Annotated in this window: 21 protein-coding genes; 19 read left to right on the top strand and 2 right to left on the bottom strand. The window is 67.3% G+C overall.

Going from position 1 to position 23,544, the window contains the following annotated elements; translation table 11 throughout:
* The first annotated feature begins 151 nt into the window (after positions 1-151).
* From pdhA to ACFTSA_RS04165, 3 genes are read left to right on the top strand one after another with little or no spacing between them, the layout of a single operon-like run.
* Entirely contained in the window at positions 152-1,327 is a 1,176-nt protein-coding gene (gene pdhA / locus ACFTSA_RS04175; RefSeq protein ID WP_377949863.1) for a pyruvate dehydrogenase (acetyl-transferring) E1 component subunit alpha, read from the top strand.
* Entirely contained in the window at positions 1,327-2,337 is a 1,011-nt protein-coding gene (locus ACFTSA_RS04170) for an alpha-ketoacid dehydrogenase subunit beta (protein ID WP_377949862.1), read from the top strand. The genes pdhA and ACFTSA_RS04170 overlap by 1 nt, the downstream gene beginning before the upstream one ends.
* Positions 2,334-3,722: a dihydrolipoamide acetyltransferase family protein gene (locus ACFTSA_RS04165; protein ID WP_377949860.1), complete on the top strand. Its 1,389-nt coding sequence runs from the start codon at positions 2,334-2,336 to the stop codon at positions 3,720-3,722. Before ACFTSA_RS04170 ends, ACFTSA_RS04165 begins: the two co-directional genes overlap by 4 nt.
* 65 nt (positions 3,723-3,787) lie before the next feature.
* Here ACFTSA_RS04165 and ACFTSA_RS04160 read toward each other — a convergent pair whose 3' ends face one another.
* Positions 3,788-4,462, bottom strand: coding sequence for a TetR/AcrR family transcriptional regulator (locus tag ACFTSA_RS04160; RefSeq protein WP_377949859.1), 675 nt, complete (start codon positions 4,460-4,462; stop codon positions 3,788-3,790).
* A gap of 144 nt (positions 4,463-4,606) precedes the next feature.
* On the opposite strand from ACFTSA_RS04160, the gene ACFTSA_RS04155 reads away from it, so the two are divergent.
* From ACFTSA_RS04155 to ACFTSA_RS04125, 7 genes are read left to right on the top strand one after another with little or no spacing between them, the layout of a single operon-like run.
* Entirely contained in the window at positions 4,607-6,214 is a 1,608-nt protein-coding gene (locus tag ACFTSA_RS04155; RefSeq protein WP_377949858.1) for a carboxyl transferase domain-containing protein, read from the top strand.
* A 7-nt stretch (positions 6,215-6,221) separates the two neighbouring features.
* Complete coding sequence (locus tag ACFTSA_RS04150; protein WP_377949857.1) at positions 6,222-8,453, top strand: acetyl/propionyl/methylcrotonyl-CoA carboxylase subunit alpha; 2,232 nt, start codon at positions 6,222-6,224, stop codon at positions 8,451-8,453.
* A gap of 2 nt (positions 8,454-8,455) precedes the next feature.
* A complete protein-coding gene (locus ACFTSA_RS04145; protein ID WP_377949856.1) occupies positions 8,456-9,631 on the top strand; it encodes an acyl-CoA dehydrogenase family protein in 1,176 nt (391 codons plus the stop codon).
* A gap of 54 nt (positions 9,632-9,685) precedes the next feature.
* Positions 9,686-10,528 (top strand): CoA transferase subunit A, encoded by an 843-nt coding sequence (locus ACFTSA_RS04140; protein ID WP_377949855.1) that lies wholly within the window; start codon positions 9,686-9,688, stop codon positions 10,526-10,528.
* Between the two features lie 2 nt (positions 10,529-10,530).
* Positions 10,531-11,271 (top strand): CoA transferase subunit B, encoded by a 741-nt coding sequence (locus ACFTSA_RS04135; RefSeq protein ID WP_377949853.1) that lies wholly within the window; start codon positions 10,531-10,533, stop codon positions 11,269-11,271.
* Positions 11,268-11,795, top strand: a complete 528-nt coding sequence (locus tag ACFTSA_RS04130; protein ID WP_377949852.1) for a MaoC family dehydratase — start codon at positions 11,268-11,270, stop codon at positions 11,793-11,795. Before ACFTSA_RS04135 ends, ACFTSA_RS04130 begins: the two co-directional genes overlap by 4 nt.
* A gap of 15 nt (positions 11,796-11,810) precedes the next feature.
* Positions 11,811-12,641, top strand: coding sequence for an HpcH/HpaI aldolase/citrate lyase family protein (locus tag ACFTSA_RS04125; protein ID WP_377949851.1), 831 nt, complete (start codon positions 11,811-11,813; stop codon positions 12,639-12,641).
* A 116-nt stretch (positions 12,642-12,757) separates the two neighbouring features.
* Here ACFTSA_RS04125 and ACFTSA_RS04120 read toward each other — a convergent pair whose 3' ends face one another.
* Positions 12,758-14,203 (bottom strand): lipase maturation factor family protein, encoded by a 1,446-nt coding sequence (locus tag ACFTSA_RS04120; RefSeq protein ID WP_377949850.1) that lies wholly within the window; start codon positions 14,201-14,203, stop codon positions 12,758-12,760.
* A gap of 117 nt (positions 14,204-14,320) precedes the next feature.
* On the opposite strand from ACFTSA_RS04120, the gene dxr reads away from it, so the two are divergent.
* The 9 genes from dxr (at position 14,321) to ACFTSA_RS04075 (ending at position 23,526) form a co-directional block, all read left to right on the top strand.
* On the top strand, positions 14,321-15,535 hold the full coding sequence (gene dxr / locus ACFTSA_RS04115) for a 1-deoxy-D-xylulose-5-phosphate reductoisomerase (RefSeq protein WP_377949848.1): 1,215 nt from the start codon (positions 14,321-14,323) through the stop codon (positions 15,533-15,535).
* 19 nt (positions 15,536-15,554) lie between these two features.
* Complete coding sequence (locus ACFTSA_RS04110; protein ID WP_377949847.1) at positions 15,555-16,886, top strand: M50 family metallopeptidase; 1,332 nt, start codon at positions 15,555-15,557, stop codon at positions 16,884-16,886.
* Positions 16,887-16,973: 87 nt separating this feature from the next.
* Positions 16,974-17,699, top strand: a complete 726-nt coding sequence (locus ACFTSA_RS04105) for a MarR family transcriptional regulator (protein ID WP_377949846.1) — start codon at positions 16,974-16,976, stop codon at positions 17,697-17,699.
* Positions 17,696-18,238 carry a hypothetical protein gene (locus ACFTSA_RS04100; RefSeq protein WP_377949845.1) on the top strand — a complete coding sequence of 181 codons (543 nt, stop codon included), beginning with the start codon at positions 17,696-17,698 and terminating at the stop codon, positions 18,236-18,238. Before ACFTSA_RS04105 ends, ACFTSA_RS04100 begins: the two co-directional genes overlap by 4 nt.
* A gap of 25 nt (positions 18,239-18,263) precedes the next feature.
* Positions 18,264-18,557: a YciI family protein gene (locus tag ACFTSA_RS04095; protein WP_354261805.1), complete on the top strand. Its 294-nt coding sequence runs from the start codon at positions 18,264-18,266 to the stop codon at positions 18,555-18,557.
* 39 nt (positions 18,558-18,596) lie between these two features.
* Positions 18,597-19,763 (top strand): flavodoxin-dependent (E)-4-hydroxy-3-methylbut-2-enyl-diphosphate synthase, encoded by a 1,167-nt coding sequence (gene ispG / locus ACFTSA_RS04090; protein WP_331573793.1) that lies wholly within the window; start codon positions 18,597-18,599, stop codon positions 19,761-19,763.
* A complete protein-coding gene (locus ACFTSA_RS04085) occupies positions 19,726-20,613 on the top strand; it encodes a GNAT family N-acetyltransferase (RefSeq protein WP_377950215.1) in 888 nt (295 codons plus the stop codon). The genes ispG and ACFTSA_RS04085 overlap by 38 nt, the downstream gene beginning before the upstream one ends.
* A gap of 292 nt (positions 20,614-20,905) precedes the next feature.
* Positions 20,906-22,717, top strand: a complete 1,812-nt coding sequence (locus ACFTSA_RS04080) for a proline--tRNA ligase (RefSeq protein ID WP_377949844.1) — start codon at positions 20,906-20,908, stop codon at positions 22,715-22,717.
* 14 nt (positions 22,718-22,731) lie between these two features.
* A complete protein-coding gene (locus ACFTSA_RS04075) occupies positions 22,732-23,526 on the top strand; it encodes a TSUP family transporter (protein ID WP_354263386.1) in 795 nt (264 codons plus the stop codon).
* Positions 23,527-23,544: the final 18 nt, after the last annotated feature.

Genomic DNA, 23,544 nt, shown 5'->3' with positions numbered 1-23,544 from the left:
TGCTCAGTTTTGGCCGCAGTGGTTGTACCACCTGAACATTGTGAGTATGGTCACAATTAACCGGGGCAAAGGCGCCCGGGAGGCCGGAATGCGGCGGTATCACAAGTCCTGCCGCTGGATGGTTACACGACGTCAGAAGGTTGCGGCAACAGTGGTGACAGACGATGCGGCCCAGGGCGGAACAGCCGCCGGCCGGGACAACAAGACAGGGCACCAGGGTGGCGCTGGCCACAGCATGGTCCAGCTGATTACCCCCGCGGGGGAGCGCGTCAGCCATCCGGAGTATGACCCCTGGGTCAAGGACGTATCAGACGAGCAGCTGTGCTCGCTTTACCAGGATCTGGTGGTGATCCGGCGGATCGACAAAGAGGCCACCGCGCTGCAGCGGCAGGGCGAACTGGGCCTCTGGCCGCCGCTCTTGGGCCAGGAGGCCTCGCAGGTGGGGTCCGTGCGGGCGCTGCGGGATGACGACTTTATTTTTCCGAGCTACCGCGAGAACGGTGTGGCGTACTGCCGCGGGGTGGACCTGAAGGACATCCTGCGTGTCTGGCGCGGCGCAGCTTCCGGCGGCTGGGATCCATACAAGTTCAACCTGGCCATCCCGCAGATCGTCATTGGCGCCCAGACCCTGCATGCCACCGGCTACGCCATGGGAATCCAGAACGACGGTGCCGATTCCGCTGCCATCGTCTATTTCGGCGACGGCGCCACCAGCGAGGGCGACGTCAGCGAGGCCATGGTCTTCGCCGCCAGCTACCAGGTCCCGCTGGTGTTCTTCTGCCAAAACAATCACTGGGCCATCTCCGAACCGGTGCGCGTCCAGTCCCATACCCAGCTTGTGGACCGCGGGACCGGATTCGGCCTCCCCAGCATGCGGGTGGACGGCAACGACGTGCTGGCGGTCATGGCGGCCACCCGGGTCGCCCTCGACCGGGCCCGCCGGGGCGGCGGTCCCACGTTCATCGAGGCCGTCACCTACAGGATGGGCCCCCATACGACGGCGGATGATCCCACCCGCTACCGCGACCCCAATGAGCTCGAGGACTGGGCAGCCAAGGACCCGATCGGCCGCGTCCATGCGCTGCTGGACCGGAAGGGCCTGTTCACCGAAGAGTTCGAAACCAGCGTGCGGACCAAGGCAGACGCCGTCGCCCGTGACCTGCGAGCCGGCTGCGTGGGCATGCCGGACCCCGAACCCCTCGACGTCTTCAAGCACGTCTACAGCACGCCCAATTCCTGGCTGGACCGCCAGCAGGACCACTACTCCCGTTACCTTGCCTCCTTCGGCGATCCCGAAGCGGCAGCACAAGAAGAAGGTGCACGCTGATGACGCAGATGACCTTTGCGCGGGCAATAAACTCCGGCCTCCGCAGATCCCTCGACAACGATCCCAAAGTGATCCTCATGGGCGAGGACATCGGCACGCTGGGCGGCGTGTTCCGCGTGACCGACGGCCTGCAGAAGGACTTCGGCAAGCACCGCGTCGTGGATACGCCGCTGGCGGAGTCCGGCATTGTGGGCACAGCGGTTGGCCTGGCCTACCGCGGGTACCGGCCCGTGGTGGAAATCCAGTTCGACGGCTTCGTCTACCCCGCGTTCGACCAGATTGTGTCCCAGGTTGCGAAGATGCATTACCGCAGCCGCGGCACCGTGAAAATGCCCATCACCATCCGTATTCCCTTCGGCGGCGGCATCGGATCGCCCGAGCACCACTCCGAGTCGCCTGAGGCCTACTTCGCGCACACGGCGGGCCTGCGTGTCGTCACCCCGGCCAGCCCGCAGGATGCCCACACCATGATCCAGCAGGCCATTGCCTGCGATGACCCCGTCGTGTTCTTTGAACCCAAGCGGCGGTATCACGACAAGGGTGAGGTGGATGAGGCACTGGATCCCAATTCGGCCCCGCCGATGGGGCAGGCCCGCGTGGTTACGGACGGCGCCGACGTCACGCTTGTGGCGTACGGGCCTTTGGTGAAGACTGCCCGCGATGCCGCTTCGGCGGCCGCGGATGAGGGCGTCTCGGTCGAGGTTATTGACCTGCGGTCCCTGGCGCCGGTGGATTTCGCCACCGTGGAGGCGTCGGTCCGGAAGACGGGCAGGCTGGTGGTCACCCACGAGGCCGGCCAGTCGGGCGGTCTCGGTGCCGAGGTTGCCGCCAGCATCACCGAGCGGTGCTTCTACCACCTGGAGGCGGCACCGGTCCGCGTCACAGGGTTCGACGTGCCGTACCCCTATTCGAAGGTGGAGATGCACCACCTGCCGAGTCTGGACCGGATTCTCGACGGCGTCGACCGCGCGCTGGGCCGGCCGAATTCGCTGAGCGGGCTGGAAGGATGACCGCCACCATGATCAAGGAATTCCGGCTGCCCGATCTCGGCGAAGGACTGACCGAATCCGAAATCGTCAGCTGGAAGGTGGGGGTCGGGGACACCGTCAGCCTGAACCAGATCATCGCCGAGGTGGAGACTGCCAAGGCAGTGGTGGAGCTGCCCTCACCGTTCGCGGGCGTGATCACGGCCCTGCATGAACAGCCGGGAACGGTCGTGGAGGTGGGCAAACCGATCGTCTCATTCGAGGTAAAGGACGACGCCGGTAACCAGCCCGGCGCCCCCGCGCCGGCTGAGGCGGCGCTCCCCAAGAGGGAGCCCAACCTCGTCGGGTACGGCGCCGTCGTCGAAAGCACCGGCCGTCCGGTCCGGCGGCAGCGCACCCTGGTGGAGCCCGCCGCCCCGGTTGAGGCCGTTGAAAGCAATGCCCCGCCGGTTGAGCATGTCCAAACGGGGCACGCCGAAACCAGGGGGCGGGACACCAGCCCCGCCGAGCGGCCCCGTTCCACGCCGCCCGTCCGGAAGCTGGCCAAGGACCTTGGCGTGGATCTGGAACGGGTGACGGGGACCGGCTCCGGCGGGCTGATTACCCGTGACGACGTTCGCAATTTCGTGGGCGGCGGGGACCTGCCCGCAGCCGCCCAGGAGCTGGCGGCGCAGGAGGCGGCACCCCGGACCGTGCCCGCACAGGGTGAGCGCGAGGTGCGTACGCCCATCAAGGGTGTCCGCAAATACACTGCCGCCGCCATGGTCAGCAGTGCCTTCACGGCGCCGCATGTGACGGAGTTCCTGACGGTCGACGTCACTCCGGCCATGGAGCTGCTGGCCAGGCTGAAGGAAAGCAAGCCCTTTGCCGGCCACAGGCTCACCCCGCTGACCCTCGTGGCCAAGGCCGTCCTGATCGCCCTGCGGCGCAATCCGGGCCTGAATGCCAAGTGGGACGAGGCCAACCAGGAGATCGTTCAGTTCAACTACGTGAACCTCGGCATCGCGGCCGCCACCCCGCGCGGGCTCACGGTTCCCAACATCAAGGATGCCGACCGCCTGACGCTCCTCGACCTCTCCACGGCGCTCGCGGAACTGACGGACGCGGCCAGGGCCGGCAAGACCAGCCCGGAAGACCTCTCCGGCGGCACCATCTCCATCACCAACATAGGTGTCTTCGGGATCGACGCCGGCACTCCCATCCTCAATCCGGGCGAGGCCGCGATCCTCGCCGTGGGCGCCGTACGCAAGACGCCCTGGGAGTACCAGGACCAGGTCGCGCTCCGGCAGGTCATGACGCTGAGCCTGTCCTTCGACCACCGGCTGGTGGACGGAGAACAGGGATCCAGGTTCCTGGCCGATGTCGGAGCCCTCCTCGCGGATCCCGGCATGGCCTTCGCGATGGCGTAGCCGCAGCCTTTACCCAAGGAATCCCGGGGTGGCATGGGCCGTCAGCGGGTGACCGGCCCGCAGGACTACTCGGCGAGCGGGCTTGTTGTCACCAGCAGGGCCGCCAGGGCCATGTTCTCCAGGAGCGGGCGTGCCGACCTGATGGCCACCCGCCGGCCGTGGGTGCGGACAGAGTGCGGCGTGGAGTTGATCAGGCCGAAGGTGGCGTGGGCGCGCATGCGGAGGTCCGCTGTGTCGGTGGTGCCGTGGATGCCTGCCAGCACGTCCACCCACACTTCCACGTAGCTGCGCTGCAGCGCCCGCACCTGTGTCTGGTCCTCGCTGGCCAGGTTGCTGAAATCCCTGTCCTGCACGCGGATCACGTCGGGGTTGCTGAGGGCGAAGTCCACGTGGAACTGCACCAGCCGGGCCAGTGCCGCGGAGGGGTCGGCGGCGTCGGCAACCACGTGGCGGCCGCCGTCAAGCAGATCCTGGCTGACGGTGAGCAGCAGCGCGCCCAGCACGGCCTGCTTTCCGGGGAAGTGGCGGTACACGGCGGGTCCGCTCACGCCAGCCGCGGCGCCCAGGTCCTCGAGTGAGACCCGGTTGAAGCCGTTCACAGCAAAGAGCGTGGCCGCAGCGGACAGGAGCGCCTGCCGGCGGGACTCCTTCGCCCGGCTGCGCTGCGTGGGGACGGGCGCGTCATGGCCGGCGGGGGCCTGGGCAGGAGCTGTGAGCTCTCCGTGATCTGTGGTGGGCACATTTCCTCCTCGGAACCCAAGAACTCTACCAACATCCTGTGTTGGACATCACAGTTACTAGAGACTAACCTAAACTCAGTTACGAGGCACTAACCGAAATGTGGCAGGACTGCCGCCGGAAATGCCCGGGAATGGAAGCGGTCAATGGAGACACTCGTCAGCCGGCTGGACACGACCGGCAGCGCCTTCGAGGCCAACAGCCTCGCGCAGCGCGCGCTCGCCGATGAGCTGCGGAAGCGTCTTGCCGCCACAGCCCTCGGCGGTCCGGAAAAATCCCGCGAGCGGCACATGGCCCGCGGCAAGCTGCTGCCCCGGGAGCGGATCGACCGCCTTCTCGACGACGGCAGCCCCTTCCTGGAGATCGCCCCGCTGGCCGCGAACGGCATGTACAACGACGATTCGCCCGGCGCCGGCATCATCACCGGCATCGGCCTGGTGCACGGCCGCCACGTGCTGGTGATTTCCAACGACGCCACCGTCAAGGGCGGCACGTACTATCCCATGACGGTGAAGAAGCACCTCCGGGCCCAGGAGATCGCGCTCGAGAACCGGCTGCCGTGCATCTACCTCGTAGATTCCGGCGGGGCCTTCCTTCCCAAGCAGGACGAGGTTTTCCCTGACCGCGACCACTTCGGCCGGATCTTCTACAACCAGGCCAGGATGTCGGCGGCCGGGATTCCCCAGATCGCTTCCGTGATGGGCTCCTGCACCGCAGGCGGCGCCTACGTTCCCGCGATGAGCGATGAAACGGTGATCGTCCGCAACCAGGGCACCATCTTCCTGGGCGGGCCGCCCCTCGTGAAGGCGGCCATCGGAGAGATCGTCAGCGCGGAGGAACTCGGGGGCGGTGACGTGCATTCCCGGATCTCCGGCGTTACGGACCACCTCGCCGAAAACGACGAACATGCCTTGCAGATCGTCCGCGACATCGTCGCCACGCTGCCTGGGCCCGCCGCGCCCGCCTGGGACGTGGACGCCGCTGTCGAACCCGTTGCCGGGCCTGGACAGCTCTACGGAGCCGTGCCCACGGACGTCAACACGCAGTACGACGTCCGCGAGGTGATCGCCCGGCTGGTGGACGGCAGCCGCTTCCACGAGTTCAAGAAAAACTATGGCCCCACCCTGGTGACCGGCTTCGCCAGGCTTCACGGACATCCCGTGGGCATCGTGGCCAACAACGGGGTGCTGTTCAGCGAGTCTGCACTCAAGGGCGCCCACTTCATTGAGCTGTGCGACCAGCGCGGCATTCCGCTGCTCTTCCTGCAGAACATTTCCGGCTTCATGGTGGGCAAGGACTACGAGCAGGGCGGGATCGCCAAGAACGGCGCCAAGATGGTCACCGCGGTGGCCACGACGCGGGTGCCAAAGCTGACCGTGGTGATCGGCGGGTCCTTCGGAGCGGGCAACTACTCGATGTGCGGCCGGGCCTATTCACCGCGCTTCCTGTGGATGTGGCCGGCCAGTCGGATCTCGGTCATGGGGGGCAACCAGGCCGCAAGCGTCCTGGCCACCGTCAAGCGCGATCAGTTCGAGGCGGCCGGGCAGGAGTGGTCCGCCGAGGACGAGGAGGCGTTCAAGGCCCCCATCCGCCAGCAATACGAGAACCAGGGCAGCCCTTACTACTCAACCGCGAGGCTGTGGGACGACGGCGTCATCGACCCCGCGGACACCCGCATCGTGCTGGGCCTGGCGCTCGACGTCGTGTCCCGAGTCCCGCTGCCGGAGACCTCCTTCGGCCTCTTCCGGATGTGAGCCTGAGATGACTGGCGAACCAATGTTCCGTACCGTCCTCGTGGCCAACCGCGGCGAGATTGCCTGCCGGGTGATCAGGACGCTGCGATCCATGGGCATCCGTTCGGTTGCGGTCTACAGCGATGCCGACGCCGGTGCCCGCCACGTGCGCGACGCCGACGCCGCCGTCCGGATCGGCCCCGCCGCCGCGGCCCAGAGCTACCTCAGCATCGACGCGATCATCGGGGCCTGTCGGGACACGGGCGCCCAGGCCGTGCACCCCGGCTACGGCTTCCTCAGCGAGAACGCCGACTTCGCCCGGGCTCTGAAGGACGCCGGCATCGCCTTCATCGGCCCCGGGGTCGAGGCCCTGGAGGTCATGGGGGACAAGATCCGCTCGAAGAACCACGTGTCCGGATATGGGGTTCCGGTGGTCCCCGGGATCGCCGAACCCGGCATGACTGATGAGGAGCTCATCGCCGCAGCCCCGGCCGTGGGCTTCCCCCTGCTGATCAAACCCTCGGCGGGCGGCGGCGGCAAGGGAATGCATGCAGTGCAGCGCCCGGAGGACCTGCCGTCCGCGCTGGCCACCGCCAGGCGCGTGGCTGCGAGCGCGTTCGGGGACGACAACCTGTTCCTGGAACGACTGGTGACCTCCCCCCGGCACATTGAGGTGCAGGTCCTGGCCGATACTTTCGGCAACGTCATCCACCTGGGGGAGCGTGAGTGCTCCCTGCAGCGGCGGCACCAGAAGGTCATCGAGGAAGCGCCGTCACCGCTGCTGGAATCCCTGCCCGACGGCGAGGCAGTCCGCGCGAAGATCGGCGAGGCCGCGTGCCAAACGGCCCGCAGCGTCCACTACACCGGCGCCGGCACCGTGGAGTTCCTGGTTTCGGACGATTCGCCGGACGAGTTCTTCTTCATGGAAATGAACACCCGCCTCCAGGTGGAGCATCCGGTGACGGAAATGGTCAGCGGCATCGACCTCGTCGAATGGCAGGTGCGCATCGCCGCCGGTGAGGTGCTCACCGTCGGGCAGGACGACGTCGAACTTAACGGCCATGCCGCGGAAGCCCGCGTGTACGCCGAGACTCCGGCCCGGAACTTCCTGCCGTCCTCGGGCGAGGTGGTGCTCCTCGACGAAGACGGTGGCCTTTTCACGCCCCCAGGCGCCCCGGACGTCCAAAGCCAGGGCGTGCGGATCGACTCGTCGCTGCTGCCGGGGCTGGAAATCTCCAGCGACTACGACCCCATGCTGTCCAAGGTCATCGCCTGGGGAACGGACCGCAAGGCCGCCCTGGACAAGCTGGACGCGGCGCTGGAGGGGTACACCGTCCTTGGCATCGACACCAATGTGGAATACCTGCGGCTCCTGATTAACGACGATGATGTCCGGGCCGGCCGCTTGGACACCACGCTCATTGACCGCAAGATGCCGGAGCTGGAGTTCCGGGAGATCGGCGACACCGAACTCACGGCGGCCGCGCTCCGGCTGTGGCTTGGCGCCGTCGGGGCCGCTGCCCCCGAGGGACGGACAAGGGTCCGGGCGCCCTGGGACAGTGCCCGGGGCTGGCGTCTCGGCGCCCCCGCCGCCTGGCGGATCAGCTTCGGCCTTCCCGGCGGTGCCATGGCCACCGTTGCCATCACCCCGCAGGCCATCACCCCGCCGGGCATCACCCCGCCGGGCGACGGCGACGCAGATGCTGGCCACGCCCTGATCCGCGTCGACGATGGGCCGGAGCGCGCGGTGCGGGTCCCCGGGCAGGCGAGGGCCGGCGTTATCACGTTCGAGATGGAGGGCCAGCAGCACACCTTCGCCATCGGTGAATCCCGGGACCCCCATGCCGGCACCGGAAACCGCCGGGACGTGCGCCCGCGGCATTTGTATGTGGGCAGCGGCGGCTGGTCCTGCGGGCTCGAAGTCCTCACCCGCGAATCCCGCCTGGAGCGGGTCCTGGCCGCCGTCGAGCGCGAACAAGGCGCCGCCGATCCGGAAGTCCGCTCACCCATGCCCGGAACCGTCGTCGCAGTGCTTGTGAGTGACGGCGATCAAGTGACTGCAGGCCAGGCGCTGGTGTCCGTGGAGGCCATGAAGATGGAGCACCAGCTCGTGGCCGAGGTCCCGGGCACCGTCCATATCAGCGTCGCCACGGGCGATCTGGTCAAGGCCGACCAGGTCGTCGCCACCATTCACGCGGCCGCCCCCGAAGCGGAACAGCGCGCAATCCAGGATCCAGCAGAAGAACGTAAGGAGGCCTAGCCATGGCCGATTTTGACCTCAGTGAGGAATACCAGGACCTCAGCAAGACTGTCCGCGAGTTCGCCGACGAGGTGGTGGCCCCCGTCTCCACCAAGCACGACGAGGAACACAGCTTCCCCTATGATGTGGTCTCGCAAATGGCGGACATGGGGCTGTTCGGCCTGCCGTTCCCGGAGGAATACGGCGGCATGGGCGGCGACTACTTCGCGCTTGCCCTCGCCCTGGAACAGCTGGGGCGGGTGGACCAGTCCGTGGCCATCACGCTGGAGGCAGGCGTGTCTCTTGGCGCCATGCCCGTTTACCGCTTCGGCACCGAGGCCCAGAAGCAGGAATGGCTGCCGCTGCTCGCCTCGGGAAAGGCGCTCGCCGGCTTCGGCCTTACGGAACCGGAGGCCGGCTCCGACGCCGGTGGCACGAAGACCGCGGCGCGGCTGGAGGGCAACGGGGACGCAAAAAACTGGGTCATCAACGGCAACAAGGAATTCATCACCAACTCGGGAACGGACATCAGCAAGCTGGTGACCGTCACCGCCGTCACGGGTCAGCAGGAACGCAAGGATGGCAGCCTTAAGAAGGAAATCTCCACCATCCTGGTGCCGACTGACACGCCCGGCTTCAAGGCGGAGAAGGCGTACAACAAGGTGGGTTGGAACGCCTCGGACACGCATCCGCTGACGCTGCGGGACGTCACCGTTCCCGAGGCGAACCTGCTGGGGGAGCGGGGCCGCGGTTACGCCAACTTCCTGTCCATCCTGGACGAGGGCAGGATCGCGATCGCTGCCCTGGCCACCGGCGCGGCGCAGGGATGCGTGGATCTCTCCGTCCGCTACGCCAAGGACCGGAGCGCCTTCGGGACCAATATCGGCAAGCACCAGGCCATCGCCTTCAAGATCGCCCGCATGCAGGCACGGGCCCATACGGCCCGTCTTGCGTACTACGATGCGGCGGCCCGGATGCTCGCCGGCAAGCCGTTCAAGACGCAGGCGGCCATAGCTAAGATGGTCGCAGGCGAGGCGGCCATGGACAATGCGCGGGATGCCACCCAGGTATTCGGCGGCTATGGCTTCATCAACGAGTTCACTGTGGCGCGCCACTACCGGGACTCCAAGATCCTGGAGGTCGGTGAGGGCACCACGGAGGTCCAGCTGATGCTGATCGCCCGGGAACTGGGGCTGTAACAGGCCCGTCGCCGTGTCTGTCGAGAGTCTGTGGAGACGCCGAAAGGATCAACGATGATTGACAAGGTTGTTGCCAGCGCTGACGAAGCAGTCGCCGACATACCAGACGGCGCGTCGCTGGCCGTCGGGGGTTTTGGGCTGTGCGGGATCCCGGTGGCGCTCATCGATGCCCTCCACCGCCACGGCACCAAGGACCTGGAGACCGTCAGCAACAACTGCGGCGTGGACGACTGGGGCCTGGGCATCCTCCTCCGGGACGGCCGGATCCGCCGGACTGTCAGCTCGTACGTGGGGGAGAACAAGGAGTTCGCCCGGCAGTACCTCGCCGGCGAACTGGAGGTGGTCCTGACCCCGCAGGGCACCCTGGCCGAGAAGCTTCGCGCCGGCGGCGCCGGCATCCCCGCCTTCTACACGAAAGCGGGCGTGGGGACCCAGGTGTCCGACGGCGGCCTGCCGCAGAAATATGACGCCCACGGCGGCATCGCCATCGCCTCGCCGGCCAAGGAAGTGCGGAGCTTCGACGGGGTAGATTACGTCCTCGAGGAATCCCTCACCCCCGACTACGGCCTGGTCCACGCCTGGAAGGGTGACCGCCACGGGAACCTGGTCTTCCATGCCACGGCCATGAACTTCAACCCGCTCTGCGCCATGGCCGGCCGGATCACCATCGCGGAGGTGGAGGAACTCGTGGAGCCGGGCGAGCTGGATCCCGAACACGTGCACCTGCCCGGCATCTTCGTCCAGCGGGTGGTGGTGGTCCCCGAATCCGAGAAGCGCATTGAGAAGCGGACGGTAGCGCTGTCCGCGGCGGCCGCAGGCCAGCCGGGTACTGCCGGTACCGAAGGAACCACCGCCGCCGCAGGCACCACCGGCACCACCGAACAGGCAGGAGCGTAGCCATGGACCTGAACAGCGCAGAGGGGCAGCCGCCCCGCCCCGAGGCCGTCCGCCACGAATACCGCCGGGCCGCCTCATCGCATCCGGAAGGCAAGGGCTGGACACGCAACGAGCTCGCCGCCCGCGTGGCGCAGGAGCTGAGCAACGGCCAGTACGTCAACCTCGGCATCGGCATGCCCACCCTGATCCCCAACTACATCCCGGCCGGCGTCGAGGTGGTTCTGCACTCCGAGAACGGCATCCTCGGCGTTGGGCCCTACCCTCGCGAGGACGAGGTGGATCCGGACCTGATCAACGCCGGCAAGGAGACCGTCACCGTCAACAAGGGCGCGGCGTTCTTCGATTCCGCGCAATCCTTCGGCATGATCCGCGGCGGCCACGTGGATGTGGCCGTGCTCGGCGCGATGGAGGTGGCAGCCAACGGGGACCTCGCCAACTGGATGATCCCCGGAAAGATGGTCAAGGGGATGGGCGGCGCCATGGACCTGGTCTTCGGCGCCAAAAAAGTGATTGTCATGATGGAGCACGTGGACCGCAGCGGGAAGCCGAAGATCGTGGACCGCTGCTCGTTGCCGCTGACGGGCAAGGCCTGCGTGGACCGGATCATCACCGACCTCGCAGTCCTCGACGTCACCCCTGACGGCCTGGTCCTGCGCGAACTCGCCCCCAACGTGTCGGCGGAGGATGTTGCCGCGGCCACCGGCGCGGAGCTGTACGAGGAAGACCAGGAACTCACCGTATGAGCGCCGGTTCGGCAGACTCCACCACCGGCAGCGGCCGCGTCGTCGAGCAGCGCGGGCTCTACTTCGACGAACTCGAGGAAGACGTCGTCTACGCCCACCGCCCCGGCCGGACCGTCACGGAGTCAGACAACGTGCTGTTCACCACCATGACCATGAACACGCAGGGGCTGCACCTGGACGCGGCCTGGAGTGCGGGGCAGCCCTTCGGCCAGCGGCTGGTCAACTCCATGTTCACGCTGGCTACTGTGGTGGGGCAGTCCGTCGGCCAGCTGACGCAGGGCACCATCATTGCGCAGCTGGGGTTGACGGACGTCTCCTTCCCGCACCCGCTGTACCACGGTGACACGCTCTATACGGAGACGGTCATCACCGGCAAACGGTTATCCGGGTCACGGCCCGGGCAGGGCGTGGTCACCATGCAGCACACCGGCCGCAACCAGGACGGAACCGTGGTGGCACTGGCCACGCGGAGCTGCCTGATGTGGACGCGCGAGGCGCACATAGAGGCGCGGCGGGGGAAATAATCGGACAATGAAGCTATGACTTTTGTGATGGGCCCCGCCCTCCTTTTCTGCCCTGCCGACCGTCCCGAACGCTTCCAAAAGGCCGCCGAGCGCGCCGACGCCGTCATCCTGGACCTCGAGGATGCCGTGGCGGCGCCGGACAAGCAGCGGGCGCGGGGCGCCATCCTGGCCCAGCTCGGCGGCTCCGGCGAGGGGCCGGAGCTCGACCCCAGCCGGACCATCATCAGGATCAACCCGGCCGGCACCGAGGACTTCGGGAAGGACCTGCACTGCCTGGCCCACACGCCCTACCGCACCGTCATGCTCGCCAAGGCGGAGAGCGCCAACCAGCTCAGGGCCCTGCCGGACTTCCACGTGATTGCCCTGTGCGAGACGGCCGCGGGGGTGGTCCACGCACCTGCCATCGCCGCTGAACCCAACGTGGTGGCCATGATGTGGGGAGCGGAAGACCTGCTCGCCTCCCTCGGCGGCACATCCAGCAGGAACGACGACGGCGGCTACCGCGCCGTCGCACTGCACGCCCGCTCCTCCGTGCTGCTGGCAGCCGGAGCCGCCGGCAAGCAGGCCGTCGATGCTGTCTACGTGAACATTCCGGACCTTGACGGGCTTGCGGCGGAGGCCCGGGATGCCGCCGCCTCCGGGTTCGGCTCCAAGGCCTGCATCCACCCCAGCCAGGTGAACGCAGTCCGGGCCGCCTACGCACCGTCGGGCGAGGACGTGGCCGCCGCCACCCATCTGCTGGAGGCGGCAAAGGAAGCCGGGACCGGCGTGTTCCAGTACCAGGGCCGGATGATCGACGGCCCCATCCTTCGGCACGCGGAGTCGGTGCTCCGCAGGGCCCGGTAGCCCCACGCGGCGAAACAGCCCCGCACAGTCAAGCAGCCCCGCAGCCAGGCTGCCCGACAGAGCCCGGCAGCCGCCGTCGGCCCGCTGTCTGCCGGAAGGCGTATGTCCGGCAGCGATTATTTGCCTCTCCGTAGCGAAATGGGCGGGATCGCCTCGTAAAGCGGCGTCCGGATCCAGCGCTGGCCGGTTTCCCGGAACTCCGCCCGGGTGGCGAACCGGTAGAGGTAGGTGCGGGCGCGCACCCAGCGGGGGCGTTCGCCGTCGAACGGGTCGTAGCGCAGCAGCCGCAGCATGGCTGCGTCCGCCTCGAGCAGCTTGCCGAGGAAGGCGTAGAACCATTCCTCGTGCACCGTCCGCAACGGCAGGAACCACATAAGCCAGTCCAGCCGCAGATGGTAGGGTGCCCACTGGCGGGGGAGCCGGTGCACCTCCCCGGGCTTTCCCTTGAAGCCGTACTCGCGCCAGTCAGCTGCCGCGTCCGGCTCCTCGTCGAGGGTGCCCTCCACCGCCACCTCGATGCGCTGCTTAGTCACCGTGCCGAAGGCGCCGTACGTGTTCACCAGCTGCCAGCGGTTGAAGCTGGCGTTCATCAGCTGGTACTGGGAGAACAAATTGCGGATGGGCCAGTAACTGAGGACCACCAGGAGCAGCGACGCGGCCAGCGTAATGAGAAGCCACCACAGGGGAGTCTCACCGGTTTTGTGCCAGTCCAGCGGAATGACCGGGAGCACCGTGTGCGCCACAGTATCGCTGACTCCGGCGAAGGCCAGCACGATCGCTATCCAGTTCAGCCAGGCGAAGTTTCCGCTGGCCACCAGCCACAGCTGGGTGAAGATGATGATGCCCGCCGCGATGCTGCCCAGCGGCTGGGGAGCGAAGAGGAAGAACGGCACCACCAGTTGGGCGAAGTGGTTGCCCACCACCTCCAGCCGGTGGAAGGGCTTCGGCAGCAGATGCGCCTGCCGGCTTAGGGGGCCGGGCATCGGCTGGGTCTCGTGGTGGTAGTACAGCGCCGTGAGGTCGCGCCACTCCCGGCCGCCGCGGATCTTGATCATGCCGGCACCGAATTCCAGCCGGAACACCAGCCAGGCCACGAGGATCAGGACAGTCCGGGGCGGGTCGGTCTGGTCTGATCCCAGGAAGGCCACTGTGAAACCGGCCTCCAGGAGCAGCATCTCCCAGCCGAACCCGTAGAACGTCTGGCCCACGTTGACCACCGACATGTACAGCAGCCACAGCGCCAGGAACGCGATCAGCGGCAGCCAGGGCGGGCCCAGCTGGGGGAGACCGAGGACCAGGACACCGGAGATGACCAGACCCACGGCGCAGACGGCCCGGAACAGCCGGTCCGAGTAGCGCCAGCGGAACAGCGTGGGTCTGCGCATCCGGCTGAAGGATTTCAGGTAGTCCGGAACTGGAAGGAGTCCGCGCTCGCCGAGAAGGGCGGGGAACTGGTTGAGGGAGGAGAGGAACGCAACGAGATAGAGTGCGGCGACACCGCGCTGCAGCACCTGCCGGGCGAATTCATAGTCCGGCGCATCGAACCATGCGGCCCAGTCCACGGGCACCACGTTACCCCGGCGCGGAAGCGCGTCAAGGTGCCGCCGGGTGCCCTTAATGGCCCAACCGCTCCGGTCCGCCGCGTCCGCCGGCCACCGGCGGTGCGGGATACTTAAGGCATGCAGACTCCCGGCTCCAGCCGTCCAGCCAGCCAGCCGCGCACCATCGTCATTCTTGGATCCACCGGTTCCATTGGCACCCAGGCGATTGACGTCGTCGACGGCGCCCCGCACCTGTTTGAGGTCGTGGCGCTGAGCGCCGGGGGCGGCAACCTCGAACTTCTTGCCCGGCAGGCCGTGCACACGCGTGCCGGTGCCGTGGGCATCGCCGAAGGCGATCCCGGACGCCTCCGGGACCTGATCAACGACGCCGCCCGTGCGGCCGGGCTGCGGGAGTACCGTCCCGAGATCATCGCCGGCCCCGATGCCTCAACCACGATCGCCGCAGTGAAGGCCGACGTGGTGCTCAACGGCATCACGGGCTCGATCGGGCTGGCGCCCACGCTCGCCGCGCTCGAATCCGGTGCCACCCTGGCGCTGGCCAACAAGGAATCCCTGATCGTTGGCGGTTCCCTGGTCAAGGCCGCCGCCGCGGACGGACAGATCGTGCCCGTTGACTCCGAGCACTCCGCCATTGCCCAGTGCCTCCGCTCCGGGACCGCCGCGGAGGTGGAGAAACTCATCCTCACTGCCTCGGGCGGCCCCTTCCGCGGCCGGACCCGCGAACAGCTCTTCGCGGTGACGCCCGAGGAAGCGCTGGCCCACCCCACCTGGGACATGGGTCTGATGGTCACCACCAACTCCGCCAGCCTGGTGAACAAGGGCCTTGAAGTCATCGAGGCGCACCTGCTGTTCGACATCCCGCTGGACCGGATCGACGTGGTGGTCCACCCGCAGTCCGTGATCCACTCGATGGTGCAGTTCGTGGACGGTTCCACCATCGCCCAGGCGTCGCCGCCGGACATGCGCCTGCCGATCGCGCTTGGCCTGGGCTGGCCGGACCGGGTTCCCAACGCCGCAGCCCCCTGCGACTGGACGCGTGCCACCAGCTGGACGTTCGAGCCGCTGGACTCCGCCGCGTTCCCGGCCGTCCGGCTGGCCAAGGACGCCGCACGGCAGGGAAGCACCTATCCCGCGGTGTTCAACGCCGCCAACGAGGAAGCGGTGACGGCTTTCCACGCCGGGCACATCCCGTTCACGCGCATCGTGGACACCATCGAGGCTGTCCTCAGCGAACACTCGGGTTCCTCCGGGCTGACGGTCGGATCCGTGCTCGATGCTGAGAAATGGGCACGTGCGCGCACCCATGAACGTTTAGCAGTGAGCAGTCTCTAGGAAGCAGTAGATCTGAAGCATGAGTCCCGTCATCCTCTTTATCCTTGGTGTCGTCTTTGTGGCGGTCGGCATCGCGGTGTCCATTGCGCTGCATGAGGTGGGCCACCTGGTGCCCGCCAAGCTGTTCAAGGTGCGTGTCACCAAGTACATGATCGGCTTCGGACCCACCCTCTGGTCGACCAAAAAGGGCGAGACCGAGTACGGCTTCAAGGCGCTGCCGCTGGGCGGCTACGTGTCGATGATCGGCATGTACCCGCCCAACAAGGAGGACGGTTCCGTGCGTCCGTCCAGCACCGGCATGTTCCAGACGCTGGCCAGCGAGGCCCGCTCCATGGCGCATGAGGATGTGGGACCAGGGGACGAGAACCGCGTGTTCTACCGGCTCCCGGTCTGGAAGAAGATCATCATCATGCTCGGCGGCCCGGCCATGAACCTGCTGATCGGCCTTGTGCTGACCGCAGTGCTGCTCATGGGCTTCGGCATTTCCGAGCCCACCACCACCATCGCCGATGTTTCCAAGTGCCAGGTGAAGGCGGGCGAGACCGTCGACCCCAATTCGGCGGACTGCAAACCAACGCCGGCAGCTGCGGCCCAGCTCAAGCCCAACGACGTCATCACCGCCTTCGACGGGAAACCCGTCACCAGCTGGGACCAGCTGACCGGCTGGATCCGTGCTTCGGCAGGCAAGGAAGTGTCCATCACCGTGGAGCGCAACGGCTCGCCGGTGACCAGCACCGTCACCCCTGTCCTGTCCGCACGCCCGGTGGTGGGAGCGGACGGGCGCCAGGCGAAGGACGACGCCGGAAAGCTCCTGTACCAGGACGTCGGCTTCCTGGGCATCGGTGCGCAGACCGCCCTGGTTCCCCAGCCGGCGTCGACCGTTTTGCCCATGGCAGGGGAGAACATCAAGCAGGTGGCCGGGGTGGTGCTCAACCTGCCGGCCCGGGTAGTCGGCGTCGCCAAGGCGGCGTTCAGCGAAGAACCCCGCGACCCCAACGGCCCCATCAGTGTGGTGGGCGTGGGCCGCGTGGCGGGCGAGGTGGCCGCCATGGAGCAAGTCCCCGCCCAGGCGCGGCTGGCCGCCTTGGTGGGACTGCTCGCCGGGCTGAACTTTGCCCTTGCCGTTTTCAACCTGATCCCGCTGCTCCCGCTGGACGGCGGACACGTCGCCGGCGCACTGTACGAGGCCGTGCGGCGGCGGGTGGCGAAGCTTTTCGGTAAACCCGATCCGGGCGCCTTTGACATCGCGAAGCTGCTGCCGGTGACCTACGTGGTGGCCGCGCTGCTCATGGGCATGGGCGCGCTGCTGATCTATGCGGACATCGTGAAGCCGGTGAATCTCTTCGGCTGATCTTGCCTAATCACCTTTTCATAGGTGATAATCAAAAATAAGCCCGAAATGATTGATTTGTAAATATAGGCCGGATACGGTTTAGCCATGTACGTTCTGACCATCGACCAGCGTGGCAGCACCAATGACGTGGACCGGGTGCCTGAGCTCCTCCGGGCCCTCGACAGCCATCATGGTGTCCGCTTCGAACGCTCCGTCGGCGACGAAGTGCAGGGCGTTCTGCACGACCCGGCCCTCGTGGTTGACGTGGCGCTGCATGCCCTGGGGAGCGGCCACTGGTATGTGGGAATCGGCGTGGGCCCGGGAACCCTGCCGCCGGAGGCCAGTCCGAGGGAAGGATCCGGACCCGCCTTCGTCGCCGCGCGCCGGGCCGTGGAACGGGCCAAGTCGGCGGCGAGCCATGTCCCTGCGGCAGTGGTTGCGGGGAGCCGCGACAGCGAGGCCGCCGCGGCGTGTGCCAACGCGGAGGCAGTGCTGCGGCTCGTCGGAAGGCTGGTGCAGGACCGGACGGAGGCCCAGTGGCGCGTAGTGGATGCCCTCCGGGCGAAGAGCGGGGACCGTTCCGGGCAGGGTCCTGGACGGCACGGACTGCAGAAACAGGTCGCCGGGGAACTGGGAATCAGTGAACAGTCGGTGAGCCGGGCCGTCCTCCGCTCGGGCTGGCAGGAAGAATGGGCGGCAAGGCCGGCGGCGGAATCGCTGCTGGCCGCCGCCCACCGCCTCACCTTAGGGAACGCCGTGCCTGAGAACCCCAGCCCTGGACGCGCCGGCTCCGGAAAACAGGACGGCGACGACAACCGAGGAGAACCGTGAACGCTGTCTGGATCGCAGCCGCCCTGCTGACGGCCGGGTTCGTGGGATGGCCCGTCACTGCGCTGGTTTTCCGGCTGGCCCGCACCATCGACGACAAAGCCGATGCCGCCGCGGGAGCGCGTCCGGACAGCGCAGACGATCCGTCCGCGGATGTGACAGTCGACGGCCCCGCCACTGCGGACAGCCCAGCTGCAACGGACAACCCGGCCGCAGGGGACAGGGCCAATACGGTGAACGGCGACATCACGGTGAATGCCGGCGGTGCTGCCGCGACGGCACCCGGAGGCGAGGTGCCGGCCACACGCATCCTCCGGGGCGGGGCCATCATCGGGGTGCTCGAGCGGCTGGCCGTCTGCCTGGCCATCCTGGCCGGCCAGCCCGTGGCCATCGCCTATGTGGTGGCCATCAAGGGCCTGGGCCGGTTCGCGGAACTGAAGGAAACGCCCGTGGCTGCGGAGCGCTTCATCATTGGCACTCTGGCCTCCATGCTCTGGGCGGCGGGCGTTGCCGCATTCACCAAGGTCGTGCTCCTCGGCTAGCCCGGCCGCGGGATAGGGTATCTCTATGACTGTTTTTGCTGTTGAGTACGTATACGACGCCGAGTCCTCCGAAACGCGCGCGGCCACCCGTCCCGCCCACCGCGAATGGACTGCAGGACTGGCGCAGGACGGCACGCTTCTTGCCAGCGGACCCTACGGCGACGGTGCGGGCGCCCTGCTCATTTTCAAGGCGGCTGACGAAGCTGCGCTCAACGAGCTCCTGCGGCAGGATCCTTTCGCTGCTGCGGGCGTGATTTCCGGCACCCGGACCACCGAATGGGCACCCGTGACCGGCCTCCTGGCTGAGCACGCAGCCTAGCCGCCCCGCACTACCGATTTTCGAATACAAGGAGTCCACGTGACCTCGGTCAGCCTGGGAATGCCATCCGCACCGCCGCCCGTTCTTGCCCCGCGCCGCAAGACGCGCCAGATCAAAGTGGGCTCCGTCGGCGTCGGTTCTGATTTCCCCATCAGCGTGCAGTCGATGACCACCACGCCCACCACGGACATCAACGCCACGCTGCAGCAGATCGCCGAACTGACTGCGTCCGGCTGCGACATCGTCCGCGTGGCGTGCCCGTCGGCCGACGACGCCGAGGCGCTGCCGATCATCGCGCGCAAATCGCAGATCCCGGTCATCGCGGACATCCATTTCCAGCCCAAGTATGTCTTCGCGGCCATCGAGGCGGGTTGTGCCGCCGTGCGCGTCAACCCGGGCAACATCCGCAAGTTTGACGACCAGGTCAAGGAGATCGCCGCGGCGGCCAAGGACCATGGCACGTCCATCCGCATCGGCGTGAACGCTGGATCGCTGGAGCCGGGCATCCTGAAGAAGTACGGCAAGGCCACCCCGGAGGCCCTGGTTGAATCGGCGGTCTGGGAAGCCTCGCTGTTTGAGGAGCACGGCTTCCACGACTTCAAGATCTCCGTCAAGCACAACGACCCCGTGGTCATGGTGGCGGCCTATGAAATGCTCGCCGAGAAGGGTGACTGGCCGCTGCACCTCGGCGTGACGGAGGCCGGCCCAGCCTTCCAGGGAACCATCAAGTCGGCCACGGCCTTCGGCGCCCTCCTTTCGCGCGGCATCGGCGACACCATCCGCGTGTCCCTCTCCGCGCCTCCCGTCGAGGAGATCAAGGTGGGCAACCAGATCCTGCAGTCGCTGAACCTGCGCCCCCGCAAGCTGGAAATCGTGTCCTGCCCCTCCTGCGGGCGCGCCCAGGTGGACGTCTACACCCTCGCCGAGCAGGTCACTGCCGGCCTGGAGGGCATGGAGATCCCGCTGCGCGTCGCCGTCATGGGCTGCGTCGTCAACGGTCCGGGTGAAGCACGGGAAGCCGACCTCGGCGTCGCCTCCGGCAACGGCAAGGGCCAGATATTTGTGAAGGGCGAGGTCATCAAGACTGTCCCCGAGAGCCAGATTGTTGAGACACTGATCGAAGAGGCCATGCGTATCGCGGAAGAGATGGGGGAGGCCGATGGCGAAGATGCTGTCAAGGGTAGCCCCGTGGTTAGCGTCTCATAAGGACGGCGCCGCGCCGGACGGTTCCACCGTCCGGGTACTGGGTGTTGCCGACACCCGTCAGCTGCGCGAACTGGCAGAGACGGATCCCGTCGCCAACGTGTTCATTCTGGCGCACCTGGAGTCAACGGACTCCGCCGCCCCCACCCCGGGCGGCGCCAACGTCCTGGGCGTTTTCGACGACGACGTGCTGGTGGGCGCCTGCTGGGCAGGCGCCAACCTGGTCCCGGTCCAGCTCGACCCGGAACTGGCCGGCCCGGTGGCCGCTGCGGCCCACCGCTCCGGGCGCCGGTACGCGTCGATTTTCGGACCGGCCGCCACGGTCCTTGCCCTGCACCGCCACCTGGAGGAGCTGGGCCACGTTGCCCACGAGGTGCGGCCCGACCAGCCGCTCATGACCATCACCGGCGCCCCGGCCGTGGAGCCGAACTGGGAGCTGGGGTATGGGCAGTACGCAGATTTTGATGCAATCCTCCCCGCATGTGCGGCGATGTTCGAGGAAGAGGTTGGCTACTCGCCCTACCTCGGCGGCCGCGACTTCTACAGCCGCCGGGTGGCGGGCCTGATCCGCCAGGGTCACTCCCTGGTCCACCTGAAGGACGGTGAAGTCGTCTTCAAGGCCGAGCTCGGTGCCGTCACCGCCGAAGTCACCCAGGTGCAGGGCGTATGGATGAATCCCAGCCACCGGGGACTCGGCCTGAGTGCGGGCTACATGGCGGCCGTCGTGCTGCTGGCCCAGAAAATGGCTCCCGTCACCAGCCTGTACGTCAATGACTACAATTCCCGGGCGCGGGCCACGTACGAACGTGTTGGCTTCCGGCAGGTGGGGACCTTCGCCACAGTTCTCTTCTAGCCGGTGCGGGCGCCGCCGGGCCTAAGCACTGAATTTGAATCGGTGACGGCTATCACATAGGTTCTTTCTAACCGCGTTTTCGGACTCGGGTGGTCTCTCAGAGAATTTGCGGCATGACCGGCCGCGGAGCCACGCCACCACAGGGATGACCAGCCGGAAACGGCCAGGGGCTTCACCTGCGGGGCGTGGCTTTTCTGTCCAGCGGGCACACGGCCGGAAACCTGTACCGCTGCCCAGCCGGTAGATTAGTACCCAGACAATCAGCACTTCCCCCAGAAACGGACACCTACCCGTGGTTCTTCGACTCTCCAAGCTTTTCCTGCGCACACTGCGTGAAGACCCCGCCGACGCCGAGGTGGCCAGCCACCGGCTGCTCGTGCGCGCGGGATACATCCGCCGTGCGGCTCCGGGCATCTACACGTGGCTGCCGCTGGGACTGAGCGTTCTGCGCAAGGTGGAGCAGATCATCCGCGAAGAGATGGCAGAAATCGGCGCCCAGGAAGTCCACTTCCCTGCGCTGCTTCCGAAGGAGCCCTACGAGGCGACCAACCGCTGGACCGAATACGGCGAAGGGCTGTTCCGGCTGAAGGACCGCAAGGGCGGCGACTACCTGCTCGCTCCCACGCACGAGGAGATGTTCACCCTCCTGGTCAAGGACCTGTACTCCTCGTACAAGGACCTGCCGCTGAGCATCTACCAGATCCAGAACAAGTACCGCGACGAGGCACGTCCCCGCGCAGGCCTCCTCCGCGGCCGGGAATTCATCATGAAGGACTCCTACTCGTTCGACGTCGACGACGCCGGGCTGGACGCCAGCTACTCCGCCCACCGGGCGGCGTACCTGAAGATCTTTGAGCGCCTGGGCCTGGAAGTCATCCCCGTGACGGCCACGGCAGGCGCCATGGGCGGCTCCCGGAGTGAGGAATTCCTGCACCCCACCGAGGTCGGCGAGGACACCTTCGTGCGCTCGGCCGGCGGTTACGCCGCCAACGTCGAAGCCGTGACCACCGTCGCGCCCGCCGAGATCGATTTCACCAACGCCCCGGCCGCGGTGATCCGGGACACCCCCAACACTCCCACGATCGAAACGCTCGTGGCTGCCTCCAATGAGCTCGCGCCGCGCAGCGAGGCCGACGGCGGCCCCTGGACCGCCGCCGACACGCTCAAGAACGTTGTTCTCGCCGTCACCCTGCCCACCGGGGAACGCCAGATCGTGGTCCTCGGTGTCCCCGGCGACCGCGGCGTCGACCTCAAGCGCGTCGAAGCCAACATCGGTGCCTACCTCCCGGTCGCCGGCGAAATCGCAGTGGAAGCCGCGGGCGAGGAGGACCTGGCCCGCAACCCGCTCATCGTGCGCGGTTACCTCGGCCCGGGCATGTCCCTGGACGAACCGCTGCTGGGCCTGGAAGGCGCCGCCAAGCTCCTGTACCTGGTGGACCCGCGCGTCGTGAACGGCACGGCCTGGATCACCGGCGCCAACATGGCGGGCAAGCACGTCTATGACCTTGTGGCGGGACGCGACTTCACCTGGGACGGCATCATCGAGTGCACCGAAGTGCGCGCCGGTGATGAAGCCCCGGACGGCTCCGGACCGCTCGAAATCGCCCGCGGCATCGAGATGGGCCACATCTTCGCGCTGGGCCGCAAGTACGCCGAGGCGCTGGAACTGAAGGTCCTGGACCAGAACGGGAAGCAGGTCGTGGTCACCATGGGTTCCTACGGCGTGGGGGTCACCCGTGCGGTGGCCGCGCTGGCCGAATCCAACCACGACGCCAAGGGCCTCGTCTGGCCCCGCTCCGTGGCGCCGGCCGATGTTCATGTCGTGGCCGTCGGCCGCGGCGAGGAGATCTTCGCCGCCGCTGAGCAGCTCGCCCTCGAGCTTGAAGGCGCCGGCCTGGACGTCATCTACGATGACCGGCCCAAGGTTTCCCCGGGCGTCAAGTTCGGCGACGCCGAGCTTGTCGGCGTGCCCACCATCCTGGCCGTCGGCCGCGGACTGGCGGACGGCGTCGTCGAAATCAAGGACCGCCGCAGCGGCGAGGCTGAAAACGTGGCCGTGGACAAGGCCGTTGACTACGTGGTCAACGCCGTCCGCAGCAACTGACGCCCGCCCGCTAAGTGGTTTCGGGGTTTGAGTCGATCCAGCTTGCCACTATCGTCCTGATAGTGGTGGCTGGCTTCTCCGCAGGCTGGGTGGACGCCGTCGTCGGCGGCGGCGGCCTGCTGCAGTTGCCGGCGCTGCTGCTCGTGCCGGGGATCACCCCGGTACAGGCGCTGGCCACCAACAAGATGGGCTCCATTTTCGGCACCACCACCAGCGCCGTGACCTACTATGGCCGCGTCCGGCCCGACCTGCGGACGGCCCTGCCAATGGCCGTGATCGCCCTTGCTGGCAGCTTTGGCGGTGCGCTGCTGGCGACCCGGCTGCCGGCGGAGGTGTTCAAGCCCATCATCGTGGTGGCCCTGGTGGCCGTCGCACTGTTCACCGCCCTCAAGCCCGACGCCGGACACCTCACCGAGCTGAGGCACGAAGGCCATACACACTATGTGGTGGCGTGCGCCATCGGCGCGGTGATCGGGTTTTACGACGGCCTGATCGGACCCGGCACCGGATCGTTCCTGGTGATCGCGCTGGTCTCGGCGATGGGATACGCGTTCCTGGAGGCAAGCGCCAAGGCGAAAATCGTCAACATGGCGACGAACGCCGGTGCGCTGATATTTTTCCTTCCGCACGGCTCCCTGCTCTGGGGAGTCGGCCTGCTGCTGGGCGCGGCGAACATGGCCGGGGGCTACCTCGGCGCGCGGACCGCCGTGAAGCAGGGCAGCAAGTTCGTGCGTGTCGTCTTCCTCGTGGTGGTTTTCGCCCTGATCGTCAAGCTCGCCTTCGACGTCTGGCAGGAGAACTTCGCCTGAGCCAAGCCCCGGTGAAGC

Source organism: Arthrobacter sp. NPDC057013 (assembly GCF_042674585.1).
Lineage (GTDB): Bacteria > Actinomycetota > Actinomycetes > Actinomycetales > Micrococcaceae > Arthrobacter.
Note: the sequence above shows the minus strand (reverse complement) of the source record. Positions and strands in the feature narration are given on the sequence as shown.